The 18,175-nt window shown below is 28.6% G+C and carries 15 protein-coding genes, 1 riboswitch and 1 other annotated feature; all 15 genes read right to left on the minus strand.

What is annotated here, in order from left to right; all coding sequences use genetic code 11:
• Positions 1–3,987, minus strand: a 3,987-nt coding sequence (locus LJD34_RS04710) for an acyl-CoA dehydratase activase-related protein (protein ID WP_227359303.1), incomplete at its 3' end; no start/stop codon positions are given.
• Complete coding sequence (locus LJD34_RS04715) at positions 3,980–4,417, minus strand: MarR family winged helix-turn-helix transcriptional regulator (protein ID WP_052011040.1); 438 nt, start codon at positions 4,415–4,417, stop codon at positions 3,980–3,982. The genes LJD34_RS04715 and LJD34_RS04710, both read right to left, overlap by 8 nt.
• Positions 4,418–4,523: 106 nt before the next feature.
• Positions 4,524–5,165, minus strand: a complete 642-nt coding sequence (locus LJD34_RS04720; RefSeq protein WP_032091126.1) for a YggS family pyridoxal phosphate-dependent enzyme — start codon at positions 5,163–5,165, stop codon at positions 4,524–4,526.
• 65 nt (positions 5,166–5,230) lie between these two features.
• On the minus strand, positions 5,231–5,767 hold the full coding sequence (locus tag LJD34_RS04725) for an ECF transporter S component (RefSeq protein WP_117782971.1): 537 nt from the start codon (positions 5,765–5,767) through the stop codon (positions 5,231–5,233).
• Positions 5,768–5,775: 8 nt separating this feature from the next.
• Complete coding sequence (locus tag LJD34_RS04730) at positions 5,776–6,555, minus strand: DUF4430 domain-containing protein (RefSeq protein ID WP_119362459.1); 780 nt, start codon at positions 6,553–6,555, stop codon at positions 5,776–5,778.
• Positions 6,539–7,624: a hypothetical protein gene (locus LJD34_RS04735; protein WP_032091123.1), complete on the minus strand. Its 1,086-nt coding sequence runs from the start codon at positions 7,622–7,624 to the stop codon at positions 6,539–6,541. The genes LJD34_RS04730 and LJD34_RS04735 overlap by 17 nt, the downstream gene beginning before the upstream one ends.
• A gap of 91 nt (positions 7,625–7,715) precedes the next feature.
• A riboswitch (cobalamin riboswitch) is annotated at positions 7,716–7,897 on the minus strand.
• A gap of 88 nt (positions 7,898–7,985) precedes the next feature.
• Positions 7,986–9,947 carry a methionine--tRNA ligase gene (metG, locus tag LJD34_RS04740; protein WP_227359304.1) on the minus strand — a complete coding sequence of 654 codons (1,962 nt, stop codon included), beginning with the start codon at positions 9,945–9,947 and terminating at the stop codon, positions 7,986–7,988.
• A gap of 37 nt (positions 9,948–9,984) precedes the next feature.
• Positions 9,985–10,181, minus strand: a binding site (T-box leader).
• 103 nt (positions 10,182–10,284) lie between these two features.
• On the minus strand, positions 10,285–11,628 hold the full coding sequence (locus LJD34_RS04745; protein ID WP_227359305.1) for a polysaccharide deacetylase family protein: 1,344 nt from the start codon (positions 11,626–11,628) through the stop codon (positions 10,285–10,287).
• Between the two features lie 80 nt (positions 11,629–11,708).
• Positions 11,709–12,557: a 16S rRNA (cytidine(1402)-2'-O)-methyltransferase gene (gene rsmI / locus LJD34_RS04750; protein ID WP_032091120.1), complete on the minus strand. Its 849-nt coding sequence runs from the start codon at positions 12,555–12,557 to the stop codon at positions 11,709–11,711.
• Positions 12,550–13,287, minus strand: coding sequence for a tRNA1(Val) (adenine(37)-N6)-methyltransferase (locus LJD34_RS04755; RefSeq protein WP_032091119.1), 738 nt, complete (start codon positions 13,285–13,287; stop codon positions 12,550–12,552). Before LJD34_RS04755 ends, rsmI begins: the two co-directional genes overlap by 8 nt.
• Complete coding sequence (locus tag LJD34_RS04760) at positions 13,265–14,107, minus strand: stage 0 sporulation family protein (protein WP_032091118.1); 843 nt, start codon at positions 14,105–14,107, stop codon at positions 13,265–13,267. Before LJD34_RS04760 ends, LJD34_RS04755 begins: the two co-directional genes overlap by 23 nt.
• A gap of 12 nt (positions 14,108–14,119) precedes the next feature.
• Positions 14,120–15,064 (minus strand): AAA family ATPase, encoded by a 945-nt coding sequence (locus LJD34_RS04765; RefSeq protein ID WP_227359306.1) that lies wholly within the window; start codon positions 15,062–15,064, stop codon positions 14,120–14,122.
• Complete coding sequence (gene tmk / locus LJD34_RS04770) at positions 15,061–15,681, minus strand: dTMP kinase (protein WP_032091116.1); 621 nt, start codon at positions 15,679–15,681, stop codon at positions 15,061–15,063. The genes LJD34_RS04765 and tmk overlap by 4 nt, the downstream gene beginning before the upstream one ends.
• Positions 15,682–15,755: 74 nt before the next feature.
• Positions 15,756–16,346 (minus strand): recombination mediator RecR, encoded by a 591-nt coding sequence (recR, locus tag LJD34_RS04775; RefSeq protein ID WP_022002033.1) that lies wholly within the window; start codon positions 16,344–16,346, stop codon positions 15,756–15,758.
• 9 nt (positions 16,347–16,355) lie between these two features.
• Complete coding sequence (gene dnaX, locus LJD34_RS04780) at positions 16,356–18,170, minus strand: DNA polymerase III subunit gamma/tau (protein ID WP_227359307.1); 1,815 nt, start codon at positions 18,168–18,170, stop codon at positions 16,356–16,358.
• Positions 18,171–18,175: the final 5 nt, after the last annotated feature.

The raw sequence follows: 18,175 nt of genomic DNA on the forward strand, positions 1-18,175 counted from the left end.
ACCTTCACCTGTTTGGTTACCAATTGAAACAACTTCTTTAGCTTTATCAGCAAGATGTTCAATAGAAGCTGGTGGAGCAAAACGTTTTGATTTTTCTAAAGCTTTGATCATATCTTTTCTTAAGAAATCAACGGCTTTAATTGCGAATTCACATAGCTTAGTAGCTTTAGCTGTCGCATTGAAATGTTTTCTTTCAAATGTTGTTGAATAGAAACAATATTGGAAGAAATCAATTAAATCTGGCATAACCGCTTCTCCACCTTCTCTTTCAATAATATCAACAATTTGATTATTAGCAGTTGGATGGAATTTAACAAGGATTTCTCCTACTAAACCAACTCTTGGTTTCTTGATATCCAATAAAGGTAATTCATCAAAATCTTTTACGATTTGATAAACATTTTTCTTAAATTCTTTCATGCTACCTGTTTCAATATTTTTCATACATTTTTCTACCCATGATTGATAAAGTCTATTAGCACTTCCTTTTTCTTTTTCATATGGTCTTACACGATAAAGGACTCTCATGAATAAATCTCCATACATTGCACCGATAATAACTTTCTTAGCAAGAGGATAAGTAATCTTAAATCCTGGATTTGATTCAATACCTTGTAAGTTAGCACTAATAACTGGTACTTGTTCTAAACCAGCATCTTTTAAAGCTTTACGGATAAATCCGATATAGTTTGTCGCACGACATCCACCACCTGTTTGAGAAATGATCAAGGCTGTTTTGTTGACATCATATTCACCGCTTGTTAAAGCTTCCATCATTTGTCCAGCAACAAGGATACTTGGATAGCAGGCATCATTATTAACATATTTTAATCCTGCTTCTGTAGCTCCTTTATCTACTGATGGTAAGACTTTTAAGTTATAACCACTTTCTTGCATTGCTTTTTCAACAAATTGGAAATGGATTGGTGACATTTGTGGACATAGAATCGTCCAACGATCATCTTTCATTTCTTTAGTGAATGGTACTTTCACTGGTTTATATTTTTTAGATAAATCAATTTCTTTATTTTCTTGTTTATCAATTGTTGCTTTTAAGGAACGGATACGGATACGAATAGCACCTAAGTTACTTCCTTCATCAATTTTAATAAGTGTATAAATCTTGTTTCTCGCATTTAAGATTTCAGCTACTTGATCTGATGTTACAGCATCTAACCCACAACCAAATGATGTTAATTGAATTAATTGTAAGTTTGGTTGAGATGAAACAAAGGATGCTGCATGGTACATTCTTGAGTGATATGTCCATTGATCCACAACACGTAATTCTTCTAATTCTTTATCTAAATGACAAACACTGTCTTCTGTTAAAACAGCCATGCCTTCACCAGTAATTAAATCAGCTAATCCATGGTTGATTTCTGGATCGACATGATATGGCCTACCTGATAAAACAACCCCTGTCATATTATTTTCTTTTAAGTAAGCAAGGACTTTTTCTCCTTCTCCTTGGATATCTAAACGACATTGTTGTAATTCTTCATAAGCATGTTCAATCGCTGCTTTTAATTCTTTATCACTAATACCAAATGATTTAAATTCATCTTTTAAGTTTGTAAACATTGTTTTACGATTACTTAAATCTATGAATGGATTTCTAAAGATGATTTCATTTATTTCTAAGTTATCTACGTTATTTCTAATAACTTCTGGATAAGAAGTTACGACTGGACAGTTGTAATGATTTCCTTGAGTAACATTTTCTTTTCTTTCATAAGCAACTGAAGGATAGAAAATATATTTAATTCCTTTTTCAATTAAACTTTCAATATGTCCATGTGATAATTTAGCTGGATAACATACACTTTCTGATGGAATAGATTCAATTCCTTTTTCATAGATTTTTTTACTTGAACGTGGTGATAAGACTACTCTGAATTTTAAATCAGTAAATAATGTATGCCAGAAAGGATAGTTTTCATACATATTTAAAACACGAGGAATTCCTACTGTTCCACGTTTTGCTTCTTTAGCCGTTAATGAACGATAATTGAAAACTCGACGATATTTATAATCATATAAGTTTGGTAATTGTTTTGATTTAGGAGGTAAGTTTGCTCCTCTTTCACATCTGTTTCCACTGATATGTTCACTACCATCATTAAATGAAGAAACTGTTAACATACAATGATTTGTACATTTTTGACAATAACGAATTGTACTTTCATAACCGAAAGCATCAACTTGTTCCTTATTAAGTAATGTTGTTCCTTGTCCTTGATATCTTTCTCTAGCAATTAAAGCAATACCAAAAGCACCCATTAATCCAGCGATATCTGGACGAATCGCTTTGATTCCTGTTTCTTGTTCAAAAGCTCTTAAAACAGATTCATTATAGAATGTTCCACCTTGTACTAATACTGATTTACCAATACTTTCAGGCGAACGTAATTTAATAACTTTATATAAAGCATTTTTAATAACAGAATAAGCAAGACCTGCAGAAATATCTTCAATCTTAGCTCCTTCTTTTTGTGCTTGTTTTACTTTAGAGTTCATAAATACAGTACAACGTGATCCTAAATCAATTGGTGCTGTTGATTGTAAAGCTAGATTAGCGAAATCAGCAACATTATACCCTAATGATTTTGCGAATGTTTCAATAAATGAGCCACATCCTGATGAACAAGCTTCATTTAATAAAATATCTTGAATAATACCATCTTCGATCTTGATAGCTTTCATATCTTGTCCACCGATGTCTAAGATAAATGAAACATCATCTTTAAAATATTTAGCGGCTGTAAAGTGAGAAATTGTTTCTACTTCACTGACATCCATTTTAAATGCAGATTTAATTAAAGCTTCACCATATCCAGTTGAACCAGCATGAACAAGTTCTACTCCTTTAGGTAAGATTTCATAGATTTCTTTTAAGATCTTACGAACAACTTCAATTGGATTTCCTTCATTAGATGAATAGAATGTATATAACACAGAACCATCTTCATCAACTAATACAGCTTTAGATGTTGTCGAACCAACATCTACACCTAAGAAAGCTTTTCCTTGATATGTATTTAAATCTCTTTTCTTTACTTTAGTACGATAATGTCTATTTCTAAATTCAATACGATCTTCTTCTGTTTCAAATAATGGTTTCAAAGTATCAGTTTCATCGGAAATACCATCTTTTAATGATTCTAAAATAGTAACAAGTTGATCAATTGATGTTTGATTCACTTTATCTTCTCTAGCAAGTAAACAAGCTCCCATAGCAACGAATAATTGTGAGTTTTGAGGAAAGATAACATCTTCATCTTTTAAATTTAATGATTCAATAAAACGTGTACGTAATTGATCTAAGAAATAAAGAGGACCACCTAAGAAAGCAACTTTACCACGAATAGGTTTACCACAAGCAAGACCACTAATTGTTTGATTAACAACTGCTTGGAAAATAGAAATAGCGATATCTTCTCGAGCTGCCCCTTCATTGATTAATGGTTGGATATCTGTTTTAGCGAATACACCACAACGAGATGCAATTGGATAAATTGTTTCATAGTTTTTAGCAAGTTCATTTAATCCAGCAGCATCTGTTTGTAATAAGGAAGCCATTTGATCAATAAATGCTCCTGTACCCCCTGCACAAGTCCCGTTCATTCTTTGTTCAAGAGTTGATTCAAAGTAAGTGATTTTAGCATCTTCTCCACCTAATTCAATTGCTACATCACATTCAGGAATATAAGTTTCCACTGTTTTTGTACAAGCAATCACTTCTTGAACAAATTCTACATTTAAATGTTTTGATAAAGATAAACCACCTGATCCTGTCATCACTACTTTAACTGGTAAGTTTCCATAGTGTTCTTGAACTTCTTTAATTAGACTTTCTATTGCTGGTTTAACATCAGAATAGTGTCTTTGATATTTTGAATAGATACATTGATGTTCTTGATCTTCCACATATAATTTTACTGTTGTTGATCCAACATCAATTCCCATGTAATATAATTTATCCATTTTTTGACTCCTTTACTAAATTAAGTGTCATTTTAGAAATTGTATCTCTAAATTGTTTCACTTCTTTTTCATCAATTCCATCTAACATAATTTTTTCTAATTGAATAACATGATTATCAATCTTTTCTACTGTACTATACGCATGTTCAGTTGCTTTGATTTTTTTCATACGTTTATCATTTTCAACAGGTTCTTTTGTGATATATCCGTTCTTTTCTAAAGAATTTAAAAGACCTGTTGCAGTTGATCTTCTAATATTAAAATATTTTTCTATGTCTTTTTGATAAACTTCTTCATCATTTTCACATAAATAAATAAGAATTAACCCCTGCGGTCCTGATAACATACAATCAATACCATGAATATCATCTAAATAACGTCCCATATATTTAGACAAAACACGTATTTCCATTCCTATTCGATGTTCCATAAATGTCTCCTTTTTTGTTCGGCTGCTAACATTATACGCTTTTGTCACACTATGTCAAATTATTTGAAATTAATTACTAAAACAAAAAAAATAGATATTTTCATATCTATTTAAATAATGCACTTCCTATACGAATCATTGTAGAACCATGATTTAAAGCTTCATGATAATCATTAGACATTCCCATTGATAACTGATCCAATTGATACATTGGATAATCTTTTTGAAGTCTTTGTAAAAGCTCTTGTGTCATTTTAAAATACTTTTCAGTTTCACTACTTTCAATATGTGGTGCCATCATCATAAGTCCTCTTACTTTGACATGAGGATAATCTTTTAAACTATTAAATACTTCATCAATTTCTTCTACTTCAAAACCATGTTTACTTTCTTCTTTAGCAATATTCACTTGAATTAAAACAGGCATTTCTAAATCTCTTTTAGCTGCTTGTTTTTCTATTTCTTTTAATAAAGAATAACGATCAACAGCATGAATTAAAGTTACTTTATCAATAATATATTTAACTTTATTAGGTTGTAATGTTCCAATAAATTGAAACTCACCATTTCCATGATAATTTTCATACTTTTCTAAAAAAGCTTGTACTCTATTTTCTCCAAAACATGTAACTCCTAATTTTTCTAATTTTTCAATTTCTTTAACATCTACATATTTTGTAGCTGCAACTAATTTTGCTGGTTTTACTTCTTCTAATATCTTTTTAACTGCTTCTTCATTTACAATCATAAAACTCTTCCTTTCATGATAAATTCTTACTTTATTATAATTCAATCAAAAAGAAAAACAAGAACTTAGTCTTGTTTTAATCTTATTCTTTCTGATTCCTTTTTTAATACTTTCATTAAAATAGGTGCACATATTAAATAAAAACAAAAATTACCTACTGCATGAAAAGTATCAAATAACAATCCTGCCATATAATAAACAATATATAAAGAAGGACCACCTAACATTAATTGTTCTAGAGAAACAACTATACCAAAGACATATCCCATCAAAAAGGAAAAAATGGCCATTGGAAATAACTTAGGTTCTTTATGTATTTTCTTTAAAAAATCTAATAAAACCTGTGTAATCAAACAAATAACGACCCACGCAAGAATTTGAAAAAAAGTCCATGTTCCCATACCTAAAAACAAATTAGAAACAACAGTTGTAACAATACTTAATTTAACTCCAAAACCTAATCCAAATAACATAACTGAAATAATAATGATAGATGTAACAGGCTTAATATTAGGTAATGCTTGCAGATATATACGTGAAGCAATATTAACAGCTGCCAATATTCCTATTAAACTAATTTCTTTTACTTTACTCGAATGCATATAGTCTCCTATTCATAGTTAACATAATACCAAACAACTTTATCGCCATCTTTTAAATTGTATTTAATTGCTGCCATATTAGGGGCAACACCATTAACACTATACATCCATCCAGACATTGGCCCATGTTGCTTTTCTTTTAAACCACCTATTCCTGAAACATAATAATCACTACCCTCAACTTCTTTACCATTTTTAGCTGCTATAATTTTTAATACACTTAAAGCATTACTATTTTTATCAACATTTAAAGTACCAGCCATCATTGTATTTCCCATTCCAATTACTTGAATATTTATTGTAATTTTTTCATTAGTTGGTTGTTGATTCGATGAACTATTGGTTGATGAATTATTTGACTGATTATTACTTGTTTGTCCACTATTTGATTGAGATTGATTCGTAGAACTTTGAGAATGACCTGCACTACTACTTTTACTATTGCTTTGAGTTGTAGATGATGATTTACTATTTGATTTATTTTCATCATTTGTTTTTGTTTCATCTGTTGATTGTGTTGATGATTGACTGTCATTTTGTGTAGATTCACTTGTTTCTTGTGTTTGATCAGTTGTCTCTTGTTTCTCTTCTTTTTTAGTTTCCTTAGTATTTTTTTCTTTCTTATTTTTTGTAGTGTCTACTTGTGCTACTTGATTGGTTTTATAATTTCCAGTAACACCATTATAAATAGAAAAACTACCAATAAAAACAAAAGAAATTGTAATAAATAATATTACAATTCTTTTTGTTTTATCCATATTTTTTATTTTATTAATGAACTCTTTCATATTCTTTTCTTAATACTAAGAATAATCCACCAGACACCATTGATAATGAAACAAAGATAACAACATTAGTTTCATCTCCAGTTTTTACTGAAGTTGTTTTTTGATTTGTTGTTTCAACTTTATTTGTAGATTGGCTATCTTTTTTTGTATCTGTTGGTTGTGCTGGTTTTGTGTTATCAGGTTGTTCTGGATTCATCATTTTATCATAAGCTTTTTTAGCTTTAATAATAACTGATCCATTTTTATATGTTCCTAATGTTTTAGCTACTTCTGCAGTTGTATATTCTGCATTATAACCACTTGGGAATGATCCATCACTTAATTGTGTATTTAATAGACAATCTACTGGATGAACAGTATAACTATCATTTAATAAAGCATTTGTATCATATGCGAACATTCCTTCTAATACTTGTGATTGAGTATCTACATTATCAGCAGTAACCCATCCTGTTGTTGTCATTGTTGTATTATTTTTAATATAATCAATTGCTTTATTGATAGTAGTCGCATATTTTTCTTTATTCACAACTGCTAAACCTTCAATAACCCATCCTGTAGTATCATAATCAGCGTAATAAGTTCCGCCCCATTCATAACCACAAACACTAGATGATGCTAAATCTGTATTTAACTTATCAGCAAGTAAATTTGTTTTTTCTGATGATGTAGCATATAAAGCATATAATGTCCAAATATCTGAAGAAGCTCCCCAGCTACCTTCAACATTACCATTTTCATCAATTTGGCTTTCTAATGTTTCTTTGTCTTCTGTAGGATCAATTCCTAATAAAACTTCTGTTACAATTTTTTTAGAAAGTGATGTTTTACTAAAATCTACTGAAGAAATATCAAATTGATTGCTTTCTGCTTCTAACCCTAAAGATTCTACAGCAAGAATTTTATCTGCATTATTTAAATTGTTGTTATTTTTATAATATTCAACAACTTTAGAATAAGCAGCGTTAATTTTTGATGTATCATATGATGTTGCTGATACACCAGAAATGGCAGTCATGAAACATACAACTGAAATCATAAAACTGCATACAATTTTTCTCATTTTCATATTCTTTCCCCTTTCAAATTAAATAACTCCTAAATAAAAACTAGGCATAGTTATCCTAGTTTATCTAGAAGAACTACTTTATACTCCGTAAAGTGTATCCTTAGATATAGGCAAGTATTCCGACTCTGTTTCATTGTTTAAGCGTCTTCCCAGTTTCCCAGTGACTTTTATGCTTATTCTCCACATTACGGCGGCGGGACCGTTCAGGTATTTCACCTGATTCCTTTTTAATTTAAATATATAATATTTAAAACCTATAAATATTATTCAATTTTACTTTGTACTTGGACATTATATTATAATTGATAAAAAAAATATAGACAGAATAGAAAAAAATCGCATGAAATCATGCGATTTTAGATTATCTGATTGTTGTACCTACTGGTAATTCTCCTGCATCTACAACACCTAATACTTTTTTATCTCCACCGGCAAGAACCATACCTTGAGATTCTACACCTCTTAATTTAGCTGGTTTTAAGTTTGTGACAACAATAACTTTTTTACCAACAAATTCTTCTGGTGAATAAACATCAGCAATACCACTTACGATTTGTCTTGGTGTTTCTTCACCAACATCAATTTGGCTTACTAATAATTTATCAGCATTTGGATGTTTTTCACATTTAATAACTTTTCCTACTTTTAATTGAATTTTAGAAAAGTCATCAATTGTAATTTCTTCTTTTGTTTCTTTAGCTTCTTTTTCTTTCTTTTCTTTTACAGCTTTGATAGAAGCTTTTTGTTTTGCTTCAATAACTTCTACTTTTTTAGCAACTTCTTTTGGATCTAATCTAGCAAATAACATTTCTGGTTTTTCAACTACTTTTGTTCCTGATGCATAGTTTCCAAATTCTTTTAAGCTTTCAAAATCACGTTGATCTGTATTAATTTGATCTAAGATTTTTGTAGCTGTTGAAGGCATATATGGATATAGCATAACTGCTGAGAAACGAATTGATTCAATTAAGTTATATAATACTGTAGCTAAACGATCTTTTTTAGTTTCATCTTTAGCTAATGCCCATGGCATTGTTTCATCAATATATTTATTTGTTCTTCTTAATAAGTTGAAGATTTCATCTAATGCATTTGATGCTTTGAATTCATCCATTTTAGCAATAGATTTAGCTGGCATAGCTAACGCTAAATCTTTTAATTCTTGATCTACGTCTTCACATACGTTTTTGTTTTCTACAATACCACCAAAGTATTTATTAGACATAGCAATTGTTCTATTAACTAAGTTTCCTAAAACGTTAGCAAGATCACTATTAATTCTTTCTACTAATAAATCCCATGTAATACTTCCATCATTATCATATGGAATTTCATGTAATACGAAATATCTTACTGCATCAACACCAAAGATATCTACTAAATCATCTGCATAGATAACATTTCCTTTTGATTTAGACATTTTACTTTCACCTTGTAATAACCATGGATGTCCAAATACTTGTTTAGGTAATGGAATATCTAATGCCATTAACATAATTGGCCAATAAATTGTGTGGAATCGAACGATATCTTTACCAATTAAATGTAAATCAGCAGGCCAGTATTTTTTATATAATTCACCATGATTTCCATCTGCATCATATCCAAGTCCTGTAATATAGTTTGTTAAGGCATCAATCCATACATAAACAACATGTTTAGGATCAAAATCAACTGGAATAGACCATTTAAATGATGTTCTAGAAACACATAAATCTTGTAATCCAGGTTTTAAGAAGTTATTCATCATTTCATTTTTTCTTGAAACTGGTTGAATAAATTCTGGATGATCTTCGATATGTTTAATTAAACGATCTTGATATTTAGATAATTTAAAGAAGTATGCTTCTTCTTTAGCATCATGTACATCTCCCCCACAATCAGGACATTTACCATCAACTAATTGTGATTCAGTAAAGAATGATTCACATGCTGTACAATATTTACCTTCATAATGACCTAAATAAATATCACCTTTGTCATATAACTTTTTAAAGATTTTTTGTACTTGTTTTTCATGATATTCATCAGTTGTTCTCATGAATCGATCATATGATGTATCCATCATATCCCAAATATTTTTAACTACACCTGCAACTTGATCTACATATTGCTTAGGTTCAATTCCTGCTTCTTTAGCTTTAATTTCAATTTTTTGTCCATGTTCATCTGTTCCTGTTTGGAATCGAACATTGTACCCTTCTTGTCTTTTAAAACGAGCAATTGCATCAGCTAAAATAATTTCATAAGTATTTCCAATATGAGGTTTACCTGAAGTATAAGTAATTGCTGTTGTAAGATAATAATCTTTTTCGTCTTTCATCTTCTAATCTCCTTTATAAAAATAAAAAACGCCCTTATAAAAGGACGAATAATCGCGGTACCACCTTTTTTACACATTGCTGTGTCACTCAAAACTTTAACGCAGTTAACGATTATTTCTAACTATTTGAAATAACTACTCCTGGGCCATCTCTTAAAGTTTAACATACTGATTTTCACCAGCCATCAGCTCTCTAAATGTCTTGCTTTAACATCTTCCATTCTTCGTATTTATTGTATCCTTATTAACTTTATCAAACCCTTAAATCAATGTCAATGAGTTTCATTGAAAGAAAATATGTTTCACGTGAAACAAAAATAGTATAGCCTAAACTATACTATTTATATTCAGAATGTCCTTTATATTTTAATAAATCTGATACAGTAACGAATTGATAACCTTCTTTACTTAATTGATCTAAAGCCATTTCTAATCCAGCAACAGAATTTTCATGAATATCATGAATCAAGACAATATTACCATCACCAGTTTTAGACTTAGCATCTCTAATAATATTATCACATACGATTTGAGCACCATTTGTTACTTTACTATAACGCCAATCTTCTGTATCTCCATCCCATAGAATCATACTTAAACCATAAGAATAGAATGCAGATTTAACTGTATCATTTTTTGCTCCATAAGGTGGTCTTATTAATGTTGGTTCTGTTCCACAGGCTTTAAAACATGCTTCTTGTGTTTTCTTAATTTCTTCATCTAAAGCAGTAGCATCTAATTTTGTAAGTTGTGCATGTTGATATGTATGACTTGCTATCTCATGTCCTCTTTCATAAACTGATTTAACAATATCTGGATAAAGATTCATGTTTTGACCTAATTCGAAGAATGTTCCTCGACCGTTATATTTTTCAAATGCATTCATTGCTCTTTCTGTTAATGTTTTATGTGGTCCATCATCCAATGTAATAGCAACCATTTTTTTCTTTGGATCTACTTTCATTAACTTAGGTGCTTTGACATCTAATGGTGCATTAGATGGAATATTTTTATTTGCTAATTTTATGTAATCTTTATTTTCTTTATAATTAATAGTAATTTTATTTTTTAGTTTTTGATCTGTAAAATATGTAAAACTATCTTGATCTACTTTAATAGAAGTTGATTCTTTATCATACTCACTCACTCCTAAAGTATTTAATAAATCACCATATTTACCATGTAAACAATCTTTTAATGTTAACAATTGATTTGTTTTACAATCATATGTCATTATAGATTTTGTTGCTTTTGTTTTTGTCTCATCTTCATTAATACGCTTATAATCTAATTCAACAACAACATATTGTTTATAAATCTTTTTACAAGAGTAATCTAGATATAATATATCTTTTTGATCCTTTCTCTTTTTTTCCGATTTTAAATATGTGCTATATGATTCTTTAATAATTTTATTTAAATTCTTTTCTTTTAATTTAGGATAGTATAATGAAATGTAAAAATCATCATTTTCTTTTTCATAGTGTTGTACTGTTCCATATTGTTTATTTGTTTCATTATAAGTATTATAATCTTCATATTTATTTTTCTCATTAAATAGTAAAAAATAAATACCCCCCAATATTAATATCACAACCAATAATGTAATAATTACAGGTATGGATTTTAATCTTCTTTTGCTTCCATGTCTACCATAATTGTAGCTTTGTTTACTATACATATTTCCTTGTTCCTCCTGCTTATAGTATACCACAAATATATAATTTTATCTTTTGTTTCACGTGAAACAAAAAAATACCATTATTTAGAATGGTATTCTTGATAAACACTATTTTTATTAAGATTTCTTTGTTTAGCAACTTCTTTAATTGCATCTTTAGTAGACATTCCTTTTTCAATATACATATCTACGTCTTCCTTGATTGTTGTTTCAAAAGTTATTTCTTCTTCTACTTCTTGACTACCTTCAACAACAATAACCATTTCTCCTTTTAATTCTTCTAAAATAGAAATAATTTCAGAAATATGACCTCTGATGATTTCTTCATGTTTTTTAGTAATTTCTCTACATAAAGCAATATTTCTATCTCCTAGAATATCTAACATTAAATTTAATGTTTTTTTAATTCTATGTGGTGATTCATAAAAAACAATTGTTTCTTTATATTTTTTTAAATCAATTAATTCTTTTTTCTTTTTCTTATCTAAATGATCTAAAAAACCATAAAACATAAATGGTTGTGGAGCAATTCCTGAAACAACTAAAGCATCTAAACAAGCATTACATCCTGAAATAGGAACAACATTTATTTCATGTTCTATTGCTTCTTTAACTAATTCATATCCAGGATCAGAAATAGCAGGATAACCGGCATCACTTACTAAAGCAATATCATTTCCTTCTTCTAATAATTGTATAAGTTTAGGAATTGATTGTTTTATGTTATGTTCATGATGAGAAATAAGTTTTGTTGAAATTTCAAAATGATTTAAAAGCTTAACAGTATTTCTTGTATCTTCTGCAGCAATATATTTTACATTTTTTAAAGTATTAATAGATCGATATGTCATTTCATCTAAATTACCAATAGGTGTTGCTACTAAATATAATGTTGGTCTTTCATTTTCAAAACTCTTTTGTCTATTCATCTATCTTCTCTCCAAACATTCTTCTTACTTCATTACTGTAACTTCCATCATCATTATGTGCATATAATGGTGGTTCGATTTTTAATCCTTTTTTTCCTTTATACATTCCTTCTACTAATAAGACATGTGAATCTCTATTCATTTTAGGATATACAAAACGTATTCTTTTAGGTTCAATATCATATTTTTGCATAATATTTAAAATATCAATCATACGATCAGGTCGATGAACAATTGCAAATCTTCCTTTGTTATCTAATAAATAAGCTGCCGCTGAAATAATACCTTCTAAATCAATTTTTATTTCATGACGTGCTATTGTTAAATATTCATTATCATTTAAATTACTATTTTCCCCTACTTCAAAAAATGGTGGATTGCAAACAATCAGCTGTGCTTTTGGTAACTCTTTGACAACATCTTTAATATCTCCATGAACGATTTCGATTTGGTCATTTAAATCATTCATCTCAACATTTCTTCTAGCAAGATCAACCGCTTCATCTTGAATTTCTATACCTATAATTTTTTTAAGTGTTCTTTTTGAAAGCAATAATGGAATAGCAGCATTATTTGTACCAAAATCAACAATATTTTTTACATCTTTATTGATTGTACAAAACTGTGATAATAAAACAGTATCCAAAGAAAAGTTAAACATATCTTTTCTTTGGATAATTTTCAAATCATTATGTGCTAATAAATAATTAATGACTTCTTGGTTTTCCATTTTTCTTTCCTGCATGATTATTTTTATCAAATTTAATTTCGTCTAAACCAACGAATACAATTCCATTATTTGTTTCAATTTTAACAAGATCATTAATAACATTTAATCCTGTTACTTTTACATCTTTATCTTGATATTTTACATGTGATCCTATTTTAGGAAAACGTTCTTTTTCTAAAGAATAAATTTCATCTTCATATTTTAAACAACACATTAATCTTCCACATGCACCTGATATTTTTTCTATATTAATTGCTAACATTTGATTTTTAGCCATATTAATAGAAACTCCATTAAATTCTCCTAAAAGAGTTGAACAACATAATGGTAAACCACATGTTCCAATTCCACCAATTACTTTTGCTTTATCTCTTGGACCAATTTGTCTTAACTCTATTCTGCATTTGAAAACAACAGCTAATTCCTTTAATAGTTCCCTAAAATCAACACGATCATCGGAAGTGTACATAAAAATAACTTTTGCTTTATCTAATGTATATTCACAATTAGTAAGTTGCATATTAACATCATATCTTGAAACAATTTCTTTACATGTTACTAATGCTTGTTTTGCATCCCTAACATTTTTTTGATAATTTTCTATATCTTTTTTTGTAGCTTTTCTAACTATCTTTTTTAATTCTGTATCTAAATTAAATTCTGATATATCTTTTAATTCCTGTGATATTTCTCCAAGTTCTAATCCTCTAGCAGTTTCTACAACTACTCGGTCATCTTTTTTTAATTTTAAATTTGTGGAAAAATAATAGATCTTACCAGCACTTTTAAATTTTACACTTGCAAGTTTAATTTCTTCCATATAAATTCCTTTCTATATTCTATACATCATACTATCCATAAGTAATGGAATATTAGCATTTGTATCTAATAAGTATGATGTTTCTAATAATAATTCAATTTTCTTTATTATATCATTGTTATCATATGTTAGTGAATTAAAAAATTCTACGTGATTACAAAAAACAGCTTTTTCATTTTGTTTCACGTGAAACATATCCTTAAGTGCAAGAATAATTAAATTAATAAATAATTTAATATTTTCCTTTTCTTTATGATCTTTAAGCATATGAATTTGTGTGTTTATGATAAGATTTTCTCTATATAAAAATAAATCCTCAATAAAATTAATTGCTTGTAACATAATATCATCAAAATTATCCTGATTTAAATTTTCTAAATCATCTTCATCTTTAATAATATAAGATAAGACACTTGCTTTTTCTTCTTCATATCCTTTAGCAATCAATTTTTCTTTAAGTACTTCTTTATTATCTGGTTTTAATTCTATAACCTGACATCTAGATATAATAGTTGGTAAAATACGATTGATATTTTTAGTTGTAAAAATTGCATAAATACCTTCTGTTGGTTCTTCTAATATTTTAAGTAAAGCATTCATAGCTTCTTTGGTTGTTTTTTCAACATTCTTTAAAATATAAACTTTTGCCTTACCTTCAAGAGAAGACTTTTTGAAAGTTTCTTGTATATTTTCAATGTGTTTCTTTTTAATACTTTCCTCTTCTCCATCAATTTCTATAATATCTGCATATTGATGGTTTAATACTTTTTTACAATCTATACATTGTTCACAAGCTAAGGTTTCATTACATATAAGTGACATTGTTAGAAACTGTAATGGTTGATCAGTATTATTTCCAACAAGTAAGAATGCATGTGGTATTTTTTTTAAGTTAAATTCATTTTCAATAATTCTATAGAATAAAGGTTGATTTTCTTTTAAATAATCTTTGATCATAATATTTTCTTAATTTCCTTTAAGGCATCTTGTACAACATCTTCAACCTTTTGATCTGCATTGATTTTTACAATACGATCACTATATTGTTTACAAATTGTTAAATAACCTTCATAAACATTTTTATGAAAATCACTTTTTTCTAAATCTAATCGGTTGGTTTCTCTTTGATTAACTTTAATTCTTTCTAATCCTTTTTTATAATCAATATCAAAAAATAAAGTTTTATCTGGCATAACATCGTTTATCGCAAATAAATTCATATTATAAACTTCATCAATTCCTAGATTTCTAGCAACACCTTGATAAGCAAGTGAACTATCTACAAAACGATCACATAATACAATATACCCTTCTTTTAAAGCTGGTAATACTTTTTCTACAAGATGTTGTCTTCTTGCTGCTGCATATAATAAAGCTTCTGTACGTGCATCCATTTTTGTATTTTTCTTATCTAAAATAACATTTCTTATTTGTTCAGCAATATCAACCCCACCTGGTTCTCTTGTAAGTAAGACTTTATATCCTGATTCATTTAATATTTTTACAAGTTCTTTAGAAACTGTTGTTTTTCCACTACCTTCTGGTCCTTCTAATGTAATAAACTTTCCTGTCATAATACTTCTCTCCTCTTTCTTCATTATTATAACTGATTTTTCTATTTAAACAAGAAAAGACCTCTTGCAAGGTCTTATATTTTCTTTCTTCCTTCTAAAGATTTTAATAATGTTAATTCATCTGCATAATCAATATTACTTCCTATTGGTAATCCATTAGCAATTCTACTTGTTTCTATTCCTTTTTTCGCTAACAACTTAGCTAGAAACAATGCTGTTGTTTCACCTTCTCTTGTAGGATTCGTTGCAATAATCACTTCTTTAACTCCATCAAGTCTTTCAAATAAAGAATTAATATTTAAATCATCTATCGTTTTACCATCAATCATAGAAATCGTCCCATGTAAAACATGATATAATCCATGATATTCTCTTACCTTTTCCATAGCAAAAACATCTTTAGGACTTTCTACAACACAAATAACTGATTGATCCCTTGTTTCATCTTTACAAATTTCACAAAGTTCACCTTCACAAATATGTCCACATTTTTTACAGTAATGGATATTATCTTGAAAATGAGCTAACACATTTGCAAACTCTTGGACATATTCTTTATCCATTGATAAAACATGATAAGCTAATCTTTCTGCAGATTTACCACCTATTCCTGGTAGTCTTTTAAAACATTCAACTAAATCTGTAAATGACTTTGGATAATTCATAATACACTCCTATTCTTCAAATTCAACAATCTCATCACCAAACATATCAATCGCATATTGTTGAGCTTCTGTAAGTTCTACAACCGGTTCATGATATTCATCAATATGATGTAAAACAATTGGTTGTGGTTGTGGTAATTTTTTTTCTTTATTAAGTTGAATAAATTTTTGTCTCATATTTGGCCAATCTGCTTCCATTACTGCAATAAAATCATATTCTGATCCTAAAACTTCCTTTAAGAAATTTTTTAATGGATAATAATTTTCTGTATAGTTAATACTATTCACTTCTGGTTGATATTTCAATGTCAAAATAAAACCTTTTTCGCCAGCAGCTACAGGTTTAGCATCACATAGCATATTTGCATATTTAGCAGTATTAAGATTATAACAATATCTTCTAATAACTGGCCATTTATCTTGAATATCATTTAAAACTGTTCTTTTCGCCTGTACTAAAATATTTAAAATGTCATTAAAGTCTACTTCTATTTGAGCTGTTGTTTTTACTTCTTTTACTTCTTCTTTTACTTCTTCTTTAGCTTCTTCCACAGGAGTTTCTACTTGTTCAACTTTCGGTTCTTTCTTTTCTTCTACCTTTTCTTGTAAATCTTCTTGAGGTTCAATTACTGGTTCTTGTACCTTTTCTACTGGTTTTTCAACCACTTCTTCTTGTTGAACTTCAACCAATGTTTCATGTGAAACATTTTCAATAACTTTTGGTTCTTCTACAACAACTTCTTTATGTTCATTTTCAATTTGATTACATATCTTTAATAAAGCTAATTCAAAATATGTTGATGAATCTACAGCCTGTCCATAATGACTACTTGCATCCATAAAAATATCAATCATTTGAAATGCTTCTTCTACTAATATATAAGGAACAATTTGTTGGATATCGTTTTTATGCAAAACAAATAATAAAGATAAATCTTGCGTGTTTTTAAAAATAATAACATCTTTTAAAACATCTATTAAATCTTGTGTCAATCTCTTTAAATCAATACTTAAAGACATCATATGATCTAATGTTTTTAAAACATTCTTCATATCCTTTGTCAGTAATAATTTAATTAAACGTATTTTTGCATCATTTGCTAATAAACCATAAACTTTATTAATATTTTCTACTGTTAAATGTCTATCATACGCTAAACATTGTTCTAAAATACTTAAAGCATCCCTCATTCCCCCATCAGCCAACTTAGAAATAATTTCAAGAGATTCTTCATCATATTCTACATTTTCTTCTTTTAATACATATTCCAAACGACTAATAATATCATGTTCATCCACACGTTTGAAATCAAATCTTTGACAACGTGAAATGATAGTTGGCAAAATTTTATGTGGTTCTGTTGTTGCTAGAATAAATACGATATGTGCTGGAGGTTCTTCTAATGTTTTTAATAAAGCATTGAATGCTTCAGGTGTCATCATATGAACTTCATCAATAATATAAACTTTATATTTAGCATTAATAGGGGCATATTTTACTTTATCTATCAAATCTCTAACTTCATTGACTCCATTATTACTTGCTGCATCAATTTCAATAACATCAGGATGATCTCCTTGAGTAATTGCTTTACAGTTAGGACATTCATTACATGGAGGATGATCTCCTGTACAGTTAATAGCTTTAGCTAATATTTTAGCAATCGTTGTTTTCCCTGTTCCACGTGGTCCAGCAAATAAATAAGCATGCGCTATTCTATTTTCTTTAATTGCATTTTTTAATGTAATTGTAACATGACTTTGTCCAGCGACATCTTCAAATGTTTGCGGACGATAAGTACGATACAAGGCTTTATATGACATATTCT

Origin of the sequence: Faecalibacillus sp. MSK20_93 (genome assembly GCF_020589945.1) — a bacterium.
Lineage (GTDB): Bacteria > Bacillota_I > Bacilli_A > Erysipelotrichales > Coprobacillaceae > Faecalibacillus > Faecalibacillus intestinalis.